8 protein-coding genes and 1 pseudogene are annotated in these 10,534 nt (G+C 69.6%); 1 reads left to right on the plus strand and 8 read right to left on the minus strand.

Annotated elements, in window-relative coordinates; translation table 11 throughout:
• Positions 1-14: 14 nt before the first annotated feature.
• A pseudogene (locus ACZ7IB_RS27275) lies at positions 15-140 on the plus strand (RICIN domain-containing protein); the annotation flags it as partial.
• 76 nt (positions 141-216) lie between these two features.
• On the opposite strand, the gene cimA reads toward ACZ7IB_RS27275, so the two are convergent.
• The 8 genes from cimA to ACZ7IB_RS27315 all read right to left on the minus strand — a co-directional run bounded on the left by cimA (position 217) and on the right by ACZ7IB_RS27315 (position 10,117).
• Entirely contained in the window at positions 217-1,824 is a 1,608-nt protein-coding gene (gene cimA / locus ACZ7IB_RS27280) for a citramalate synthase (protein WP_470916454.1), read from the minus strand.
• 280 nt (positions 1,825-2,104) lie between these two features.
• Positions 2,105-3,445, minus strand: coding sequence for an MFS transporter (locus ACZ7IB_RS27285; RefSeq protein ID WP_470916455.1), 1,341 nt, complete (start codon positions 3,443-3,445; stop codon positions 2,105-2,107).
• Positions 3,446-3,526: 81 nt separating this feature from the next.
• Positions 3,527-4,150: a TetR/AcrR family transcriptional regulator gene (locus ACZ7IB_RS27290; protein ID WP_470916456.1), complete on the minus strand. Its 624-nt coding sequence runs from the start codon at positions 4,148-4,150 to the stop codon at positions 3,527-3,529.
• Between the two features lie 3 nt (positions 4,151-4,153).
• Complete coding sequence (locus tag ACZ7IB_RS27295; protein WP_470916457.1) at positions 4,154-5,167, minus strand: agmatine deiminase family protein; 1,014 nt, start codon at positions 5,165-5,167, stop codon at positions 4,154-4,156.
• Positions 5,168-5,186: 19 nt separating this feature from the next.
• Complete coding sequence (locus ACZ7IB_RS27300; RefSeq protein WP_470916458.1) at positions 5,187-6,875, minus strand: urease subunit alpha; 1,689 nt, start codon at positions 6,873-6,875, stop codon at positions 5,187-5,189.
• Positions 6,872-7,552 carry an urease subunit gamma gene (gene ureA / locus ACZ7IB_RS27305; protein WP_470916459.1) on the minus strand — a complete coding sequence of 227 codons (681 nt, stop codon included), beginning with the start codon at positions 7,550-7,552 and terminating at the stop codon, positions 6,872-6,874. The genes ACZ7IB_RS27300 and ureA overlap by 4 nt, the downstream gene beginning before the upstream one ends.
• Before the next feature lie 193 nt (positions 7,553-7,745).
• Positions 7,746-8,834 carry a branched-chain amino acid aminotransferase gene (locus ACZ7IB_RS27310; RefSeq protein WP_470916460.1) on the minus strand — a complete coding sequence of 363 codons (1,089 nt, stop codon included), beginning with the start codon at positions 8,832-8,834 and terminating at the stop codon, positions 7,746-7,748.
• Positions 8,835-9,073: 239 nt separating this feature from the next.
• Positions 9,074-10,117, minus strand: a complete 1,044-nt coding sequence (locus ACZ7IB_RS27315; RefSeq protein ID WP_470916461.1) for a 3-isopropylmalate dehydrogenase — start codon at positions 10,115-10,117, stop codon at positions 9,074-9,076.
• Positions 10,118-10,534 lie beyond the last annotated feature (417 nt).

Consider the following 10,534-nt stretch of genomic DNA (forward strand, 5'->3'; position numbering starts at 1 on the left):
ACGGGATGTCGCACACCACGGGTGACATCGTCAACACGGCCGCGGACAACTGCCTGGACATCACCGACCAGTCGACGGCGAACGGGGCCCGCGCCCGGATCTGGACGTGCACGGGGGCGGCCGACCAGAAGTGGCACCTGCATCAGCCGTCGTTTCTTCCTCGATCGCCGGTCGGGCTCGCTTCCGAGCCCGACCGGCGATCGAGGACCGACCGCGTTACTCCGTCGGCTCGATCCCGGCGCGCAGCAGCCCGTACGTGTAGGCGTCCTCCAGCGCCTGCCAGGACGCCGCGATGACGTTCTCCGCGACGCCGACCGTCGCCCAGTCGCCGGTGCCGTCGCCCGTGGTGATGAGGACTCGGGTGGTGGACTCGGTGCCGGTGCGGCCTTCGAGGATGCGGACCTTGTAGTCGACCAGTTCCAGCTTGGCGAGCTGCGGGTAGATCCGCTCCAGCGCGACGCGCAGCGCCCGGTCGAGTGCGTTGACCGGGCCGTTGCCCTCGGCGGTGGCGACGATGCGCTCGCCCTTGGCCCAGAGCTTCACGGTCGCCTCGTTGGCGTGCGTGCCGTCGGGGCGGTCCTCGACGATGGCGCGCCAGGACTCGGTGCGGAAGTAGCGGCGTGCCCGGCCCTCGGCCTCGGCGCGCAACAGCAGTTCGAAGGAGGCGTCGGCGGCCTCGTACGTGTAGCCCTTGAGCTCGCGCTCCTTGACGCGCTCGACGACCCGGCCGACGAGTTCGCGGTCGCCTCCGAGGTCGATGCCGAGCTCCTTGCCCTTGAGCTCGATGGAGGCGCGGCCCGCCATGTCGGAGACGAGCATCCGCATGGTGTTGCCGACCAGCGCGGGGTCGATGTGCTGGTACAGGTCGGGGTCGACCTTGATCGCGGAGGCGTGCAGTCCGGCCTTGTGGGCGAAGGCGGAAACACCCACATAGGGCTGGTGGGTTGAGGGCGTCAGGTTGACGACCTCGGCGATCGCGTGCGAGACGCGGGTCATGTCGGCGAGTGCGCCCTCGGGCAGGACGGTCTTGCCGTACTTGAGTTCCAGGGCGGCGACGACGGGGAAGAGGTTGGCGTTGCCGACCCGCTCGCCGTAGCCGTTCGCGGTGCACTGGACGTGGGTGGCGCCCGCGTCGACGGCGGCCAGGGTGTTGGCGACCGCGCAGCCGGTGTCGTCCTGGGCGTGGATGCCGAGCCGGGCGCCGGTGTCGGCGAGAACGGTGGAGACGACGGCCTGGACCTGGGCCGGGAGCATCCCGCCGTTGGTATCGCAGAGGATGACGACATCGGCGCCGGCCTCAAAGGCGGCGCGGACGACGGCCTTGGCGTACTCGGGGTTGGCGCGGTAGCCGTCGAAGAAGTGCTCGCAGTCCACGAAGACCCGGCGGCCCCGCTCACGGAGGAAGGAGACGGTGTCGCGGACCATCTCCAGGTTCTCTTCGAGGGTGGTGCGCAGGGCGAGTTCCACATGGCGGTCGTGAGACTTGGCGACCAGCGTGATCACGGGCGCACCGGAGTCCAGCAGGGCCTTGACCTGGTGGTCCTCGGCGGCCTTGCCACCGGCCCTGCGGGTCGCACCGAAGGCGACCAGCTCGGCGTTCTTGAACTCGATCTCCTGCCGGGCGCGGGCGAAGAACTCGGTGTCCCGGGGGTTGGCGCCGGGCCAGCCGCCCTCGATGAAGCCCACGCCGAAGTTGTCCAGGTGCCGGGCGATGGTCAGCTTGTCCGCGACCGTCAGGTTGATGCCTTCACGCTGGGCCCCGTCGCGCAGTGTGGTGTCGAAGACATGGAAACTGTCGTCGGTGGCCTTGGCCTTGGTGGTCATGCTGGTCTGACTCCTGTCGGATGAGCGGATCCGGACGATCTGGCTCCACTTGCCCCCATCATCCCGTGCGCGTCTCGCCCCGGCCGAGGTGAGGGCCGGAAAACGAAAAAACCCCTCGCGGGTGCGAGAGGTCTGCGCGCGGGTCTGGGGCACGGTGGCCGTGCCGCACATGGTGGTACGGGACGGTCACTGCGGACCGGCGCGCCTGTTGCCGATAATCATGACGAACGAGGGCACGGAGGCAGTCTTGCACAGGGCTGCCTCCGTGCCGTGGCCCGTCTCAGGATGCGGGCGTGACGCTCGTCGATCCGGACGACTCCGCCGGGGCCGCCTGACCTGTCTCCCGGTCGGCACCGACCCGGCCGAGGTCGATGTCGCGGGTCTCGCGCATGGTCAGGTAGACGACCAGGGAGACCGCGGCGCAGCCCGCCACGTACCAGTAGAAGCCGGACTCGACGCCCGACTTCTTGAACCAGAGCGCCACGTACTCGGCGGTACCGCCGAAGAGCGCGTTGGCGATGGCGTACGGGAGGGCGACGCCCAGGGCGCGGATGCCGGTCGGGAAGAGCTCGGCCTTCACACAGGCGTTGATCGAGGTGTAGCCGGTGACGACGACCAGCGCGAGGAGCGCCAGGCCGAACGCGGGCCAGAAGGTGCCCGCGTGTTTGAGCATCGTCATGATCGGCACGGTCAGGAAGGTCGAGCCGACGGCGAAGGTGATCAGCAGCGGGCGGCGGCCGATCCGGTCGGAGAGCAGTCCGGCCAGCGGCTGGATGCACATGAAGACGAACAGGGCGCAGAAGCTGACGAGCGAGGCGGTGGACTTGTCCATGCCGGCGCTCTTGGAGAGGAACTTGGTGAGATAGGTCGTGTACGTGTAGTACGCGACGGTCCCGCCCATGGTCAGCGCCATCACCAGGAACGCCTCGCGCTTGTGCTGCCACAGCGCCTTCAGCGTGCCGCGGTCCTCCTGCTCGGCGGCGCCGGACTCCGCGTACACCTCGGTCTCCAGCATCGAGCGGCGCAGATAGAAGACGATCGCGGCACCGAGCGCACCGACGATGAACGGGATGCGCCAGCCCCAGCTGTGCAGGGCCGCGTCGGACATGTTGCGCTGCAGGATGATCTGGAGGCCGAGGCCGATGAGTTGTCCCGCGGTCATGGACACGTACTGGAAGCTGGAGGCGAAGCCGCGCCGGTGGGGCGCGGACGCCTCGGTCAGATAGGTGGCGCTGGCGGCGTACTCGCCCCCGACGCTGAGGCCCTGCAGCAGCCGCGCCACCAGCAGGACGGCGACACCGCCGTATCCCGCGACGTCGTACGTCGGCGCGATGGCGATGAGGATCGCGGAGGCCGACATGAGGGTGACGGTGAGGGTGAGCGCGGCCTTGCGTCCTCTGCGGTCACCGATCCGGCCGAGCATCCAGCCACCGACCGGCCTCATGAAGAAGCCGACGGCGAAGATGCCCATGGTGTTCATGAGGTTGGCGGTCTCATTGCCTTCGGGGAAGAACGAATCCGCGAAGTAGACGGCGAAGGTCGCGTACACGAACCAGTCGAACCACTCGACCATGTTGCCGGCGGAGCCGACCCAGATTTTCTTCCACTGCTCTCGTCCCATGGTCCGCCACCGTGCCCGAACAGCCGGGAACGCAACAAGGCCGCAACGGGCAACGATCACGCGTACTTTAGTGCGTTTAGTTCACGGCAGAGCGGGCCGCTCCGGGGCGGTGAGCGAGTCGTCGATGAACTCCCGGACCTGGTCGAGGACTTGGGAGCGGCTGGTGCCGGGGATGCCGACCGCGACATGGACGCTGAACCCGTCGAGCAGGGCGCGCAGCCGGGTCGCGAACCGTTCGGCGTCGACGGTACGGAACTCCCCGCGCGAGGCGCCTTCCGCCAGCAGAGCCACCAGGTCGCGGTGCCAGGCGCCCTCGATCGCGGCCTGCCGGGCGCGTGCGTCGTCGTCGGCGTTCTGCGAGCGGTTCCAGACCTCCAGCCAGAGCGTCCAGTGCGGATCGCGGTGGCCGTCGGGGAGGTACAGATCGATGTACGCGTCGAGCCGTTCACGGACCGTCGCCCGACCGGACAGCAGGGTGCGCCGCTGTGCGCCGAGCCGGCCCTCGCTCCACTCCAGGGTCTGGAGCAGCAGCTCGTCCTTGGTACGGAAGTAGTAGAGGAGGTGTCCGCTGCTCATGGAGACCTCACGGCCGAGCCCGGCCATGGTGAGGCCGTCGAGGCCCCGTTCGGCGATGGTGGCCATGGCGGCGGCCAGCAGTTCCTCGCGGGGCGGGGCGGTGTTGCGACGGCGTGGAGCGGGGGGCACGGTTCAGACCTTCGGCTGCTGCTGCGTGATGCAGTGGATGCCTCCACCGCCGGCAAAGATCGTACGGGCGTCGACGAGTGTCACCATACGGTCGGGGAACAGCTCACCGAAGATCGCCGCCGCCTCCCTGTCGCGCGGGTCGTCGAAGGCGCAGAGAACCACGCCGTCGTTGCAGAGGTAATGGTTGATGTAGGAGTAGTCGACCCACTCCCCGCCGGCCTGCAGCACGGTGGGCGCGGGGACCTCCACCACGTTCAGGGAGCGGCCCCTGGCGTCGGTGGCGGCGCGCAGGATGCGGACGGTCTCACGGGTGATCTCGTGGTCGGGGTGGGCCGGGTCCGGCTGGACATGGGCGACGACGGTGCCGGGGCGGGCGAAGGCGGCGACGATGTCGACATGACCGAGGGTGCCGTACGTGCCGTAGTCACCGGCCAGTCCGCGAGGCAGCCAGATGGCCTTCTCGGTGCCGAGCCTGGCGTGGATCTCGGTCTCGACCTGCTCGCGGGTCCAGTCGGGGTTGCGTTCCTTGCCGAGCTGGACGGTCTCGGTGAGCAGGACGGTGCCCTCGCCGTCGACATGGATGGCGCCGCCCTCGTTGACGAGCGTGGAGCTGTGTACGGGGAGGGCCGCGAGCTCGGCGACGGAGCGGGCGATGTGCTGGTCGTGCTCCCAGCGGGCCCATCCCTGGGCGCCCCAGCCGTTGAACGTCCAGTCGACAGCGGCCAGTTGACGCCCGTCACTGACGAAGGTGGGGCCGATGTCGCGCATCCAGGCGTCGTCGAGCGGGCGGACGGCCAGCTCGATGTCCGGACCGAGAAGTGCGCGGGCGCTGTCCTCCTGGCCCGGGCCGACGACCATCGTGACGGGTTCGAAGCGGCGGACGGCGCGGGCGACGGTGGCCCAGGCACTGCGGGCCTCGTCCAGTTCGGCATCGGTGTCGAAGGTGGGGTTGGGGCCCGGCCAGGCCATCCAGGTGCGCTCGTGCGGGGCCCACTCGGGCGGCATGCGGAAGGTCATGAAGCGTCCTTGAAAGGTGTCAGAGGAAGTAGAGGCGGTTGAGGGAGACGGAGTCGGCGGGCTCGGAACGCAGCGGGTCGCCGTCCAGGGTGACCAGACCGCTGTGGGCGTCCACCGCGACTTCTCCGGTACGGGAGTTGTGGACGAGGTCGCCGGGGCCGATGCCGCGGGTGCCGCGCACTGCGACACGGCGCCGGCGCGTGGGCATCAGGTCAGCACCGAGCTGGGTCGCGGCCTGCGAGACGAAGGCCACGGAGAGATCGGCCGCAGTGGCTCCGTACGCCCCGAACTGCGGTCCGAGGACCAGGGGTTCGCAGGTGTCGGTGGCGGCGTTCGGGTCGCCCGTGACCCCGTACGCCGGGAAGCCGGACTTCAGCACGAGCTGCGGCTTCGCACCGAAGAACTCGGGCCGCCACAGCACGATGTCGGCGAGCTTCCCGGTCTCGATGGAGCCGACCTCGTGCGCGAGGCCGTGGGCGATGGCGGGGTTGATGGTGAGCTTGGCGATGTAGCGCAGCACCCGGGCGTTGTCGTCCGCGGGGCCGTCGCCGTCCATCGGGCCGAGCTCGGCCTTCATCTTCCCGGCCATCGCGAAGGTGCGGCGTACCGTCTCACCGGCCCGTCCCATGCCCTGTGCGTCGGAGGACGTGATGCCGATGGCACCCAGGTCGTGCAGGACGTCCTCGGCGCCCATCGTTCCGGCGCGGATGCGGTCGCGGGCCATGGCGGCGTCGCCCGGCAGGTCCGTCTTGAGGTCGTGTACGGAGACGATCATCCCGTAGTGCTCGGCGACGGCGTCCCTGCCGAAGGGCAGCGTCGGGTTGGTGGACGAGCCGATGACGTTCTCGACGCCCGCCATCTTGAGGACGTTGGGGACGTGTCCGCCGCCGCAGCCCTCGATGTGGAAGGCGTGGATCGTGCGGCCTTCGAGGACACGCAGGGTGTCCTCGACCGACAGGCACTCGTTCAGCCCGTCGCTGTGCAGGGCGACCTGGACGTCGTGTTCCTCGGCGACCCGCAGTGCGGTGTCCAGGGCGCGGGTGTGGGCGCCCATGTCCTCGTGGACCTTGAAGCCGCAGGCCCCGCCCTCCGCGAGCGCCTCGACCAGCGGCGCCTCGTGGGAGGACGAACCGCGTCCCAGGAAGCCGATGTTGACCGGCCAGGCGTCGAACGCGTTGAAGGCATGGCGCAGGGCCCAGGGCGAGTTGACGCCGACGCCCCAGACCGGGCCGAACTCCTGGCCGATGATCGTGGTGACACCGGAGGCGAGCGATGCCTCCATGATCCGCGGCGAGAGCAGGTGGACATGGGTGTCGACAGCGCCCGCCGTCGCGATCATCCCCTCGCCGGAGACGATCGTCGTCCCCGTGCCGACGACGACATCGACGCCGTCGAGGGTGTCCGGGTTACCGGCCCGCCCGATCGCCGAGATCCGGCCCTCGCGGATACCGATCGACACCTTGCGGATGCCCTGCACGGCGTCGATGACCAGCACATTGCTGATGACGACATCGCAGGTGTCCCGGACGGCGGCTGCCTTGAGATGCAGCCCGTCGCGGGCGGTCTTGCCGAATCCGGCGAGGAACTCCTCGCCGTACTGCTGTGCGTCCGACTCGACGCGGACGGTCAGCCCGGAGTCACCGAGCCTGACCCGGTCCCCGGCGCGCGGGCCGTGCACGGAGGCGTACTCGTGACGATCGATACTCATCGCTCCGCTCCCAGGTATCCGCATGCCCCCGCGCGCCGCAGGGCCTCTTCGCGTGCGCCGGGCGCGTCGAGCGGTCCGTCGACCAGTCCGGCGAACCCGATGGCGATCCGGTCTCCGCCGATGGGCACCAGCCCCACCTCGACCGACTCCCCCGGCCCGAAGCGGACGGAGGACCCGGCGGGGACGCAGAGCCGCATCCCGTACGCCGCCGCCCTGTCGAAGTCGAGCCGCGGGTTGGCCTCGAAGAAGTGGAAGTGCGACGTCACGGAGACCGGCACGGTCGCGGTGTTGCGGACCGCCAGGCGCGCCGCCGGTTCCGGCTCGGGCGTGGCGGGACCCGGGACGACGGCCCCGGGAGCGTCGTCGCCGAGCCCGCCGCCCAGCGGCCTGGAGACCACGGCGAGCCGCGAACCGTCGTCGAAGACGGCCTCCACATGGACTTCGGCGACCACATCGGCGACCCCCGGAAGGACGTCGTCGGGACCGAGCACGGACCGTGCGGCCTCGATGGCCTCGGCGAGCCTGCGCCCGTCGCGGGCGGCCTCGCAGACCGTGTCCGCGATCAGAGCGGTCGCCTCGGGGACATTGAGCTTCAGCCCTCGGGCGCGGCGGGCCCGGGCCAGTTCGGCGGCGCCGAAGAGCAGCAGCCGGTCACGTTCCGTCGGGGTCAGTCGCACGCCCGCACACCTCCTGTTTAGAGCAGCACTCTAACCGTGGATCGGCGGTAACCAAAAGCTCGACTTCGTCACTTTTGAGCAACGCTCCAACCACGTCGGCGGTCCGGGAACACGACGAAGGCCGCGCCCGGCAGACCGGGCGCGGCCTTCGCGCATACGACAGGGGCGGACCAGGAGGCCCTGGGGCCTCTCGTCAGCCGAGCGGGTGCATCCAGCCGTGGGTGTCCTCGGCGACGCCGCGCTGGATGTCCAGCAGGCGCTCACGCAGCTTCATCGTGACCTCGCCGGGCGCGCCCTCGCTCTGGGTCCACTCGCCGCCCGCGGACTTGACGGTACCGACGGGGGTGATGACGGCTGCGGTGCCGCAGGCGAAGACCTCGGTGAGGGTGCCGTTCGCGGTGTCGGTCCGCCACTGGTCGATGGAGACGCGGCCCTCCTCGGACTCGTAGCCGAGGTCGCGGGCGACCTTGAGCAGCGAGTCACGGGTGACGCCGGCGAGCAGGGAGCCGGTCAGGGCCGGGGTGATGATCTTGTTCCCGTACACGAAGTACAGGTTCATGCCGCCGAGTTCCTCGACCCACTTGTGCTCGACCGCGTCGAGGTAGGCGACCTGGTCGCAGCCCTTCTCCGCGGCCTCCGCCTGGGCGAGGAGGGACGCCGCGTAGTTGCCGCCGGTCTTGGCGTCGCCCATGCCGCCGGGGACGGCGCGGACGCGGTCCTCGGAGAGCCAGATGGAGACCGGCTTGACGCCACCGGGGAAGTAGGCGCCGGCAGGCGAGGCGATGACGACGAAAAGGTACTCGTTGGCGGGCTTCACACCGAGGCCGACCTCGGTCGCGATCATGAACGGGCGCAGGTAGAGCGACTCCTCGCCGCCGTGTGCCGGAACCCATGCCTTGTCCTGCTGGACCAGCACGTCGCACGCCTCGATGAACGTCTCGACGGGCAGTTCCGGCATGGCCAGCCGGTGCGCCGATGCCTGGAAACGCTTGGCGTTCGCCTCGGGGCGGAACGTGGCGACGGAGCCGTCGGGCCGGCGGTAGGCCTTGAGGCCCTCGAAGATCTCCTGCGCGTAGTGCAGGACCGTGGTCGCGGGGTCGAGGGCGAGCGGGCCGTAGGGGACGAGCTGGCCGTCGTGCCAGCCGCGGCCCTCGGTCCACCGGATCGTCACCATGTGATCGGTGAAGTAGCGGCCGAATCCGGGCTTGACCAGGATCGCCTCGCGCTCCGCGTCGGACAGCGGGTTCGAGGAGGGCTTGAGCTCGATCGTGGGCGTCGTCATGTGTGCGTGTCCTTCACCGGTTGTGTGTGTTGGACCGCGCTCACGCCGCTCCTGTCAGACAGGTGCTAGGACGTCCGAGCTTCACCGCGAGCCACGGCCCCGTTCGATTATCGCTCCCGGGTGGCCGTGCACGAAATGACGTGAATGCGGTCCAGTGGTCGATGGTGGCACCCGGGACCACATAGGAGAAGCCGCCGGGTGCGGTTGCGACCCGGCGGCTTCGAAATGCAGTCGTCGGGTCAGCTCGCTACGCGTACCGCGAGCGCGTCGCCGATCTGGTCGGTGGTACGAGTCGTCGCGCTGTCGCGCTCCGCGAGGTCGGCGGAGACGGCGTCCTCGATGCGCACGGCCTCGGCCTCGTAGCCGAGGTGGCGCAGCAGAAGGGCGACAGAGAGGATCGCGGCCGTGGGGTCGGCCTTGCCCTGGCCCGCGATGTCCGGGGCTGAGCCGTGGACCGGCTCGAACATCGAGGGGAACTCGCCGCTCGGGTTGATGTTGCCCGAGGCCGCGACGCCGATGCCGCCGGAGACGGCCGCGGCTAGGTCGGTAATGATGTCGCCGAAGAGGTTGTCGGTGACGATCACGTCGAAGCGCTCGGGCTGCGTGACGAGGAAGATCGTCGCCGCGTCCACGTGCAGGTAGTCGGTGGTGACGTCCGGGAACTCGGCCGCGACCTTGTTGAAGATGTTGGTCCACAGGTGCCCGGCATAGGTCAGCACGTTGTTCTTGTGGACCAGCGTCAGCTTCTTGCGCGGGCGGGCCTGGGCACGGGCGAAGGCGTCACGGACCACACGCTCGACGCCGAAGGCGGTGTTGACCGAGACCTCGGTGGCAACCTCGTGCGGGGTGCCGGTGCGGATCGAGCCGCCATTGCCGGTGTACGGGCCCTCGGTGCCCTCGCGGACCACGACGAAATCGATCTCCGGCTGGCCCTTGAGCGGGGACGCGACACCCGGGAGGAGCTTCGACGGCCGCAGGTTCACATGGTGGTCGAAGAGGAAACGGAGCTTCAGCAGGAAGCCGCGCTCCAGGACGCCGGACGGAACCGAGGGGTCACCGATCGCGCCGAGCAGGATCGCGTCGTGCTGCTTGAGCGCCTGGGCATCCGCGTCGGTGAGGGTCTCACCGGTCGCCTGGTAGCGCTTGGCGCCGAAGTCGAACTCCTTGGTCTCCAGCTTCACATCCTGCGGGAGAACAGCATTGAGGACCTTGAGGCCCTGAGCCACTACCTCCTGGCCGATACCGTCACCAGGGATCACTGCGAGATTGATGCTGCGAGACATGTCCGCACCTTACTGCGCGTCCCACACCATGACACGCCGCGTCCACTATGCGGACACCCGAACCCTGCAGGGGTGCACTCGGGCGAACGGATCGTGAATATTTGAGCCACGGAACCAAAGGAACCAGGAACCCAACTCAAGGTGCACCGCACACGCGGACATCAGGGAGAAAATCGCCCCACTTACGGAGGCGAAACCGGCTTCTCGTTCCTGGCCGTGAAGGTGCAGCCCGGACGGCATGCCCAGATGAAGGTCACCGCACTGGCCGAGTCGGGCGAGCGCATCGACCACTTCAAGATCAGCCGCGGCTGACCCCCCGCTGACCGGGGGGGGGGGGGGGGGGGGGGGGGGGGGGGGGGGGGGGGGGGGGGGGGGGGGGGGGGGGGGGGGGGGTTTTTTTGGGGGGGGGGGGGGGGA

The sequence above is a fragment of the Streptomyces sp. NPDC037301 genome (assembly GCF_055602785.1).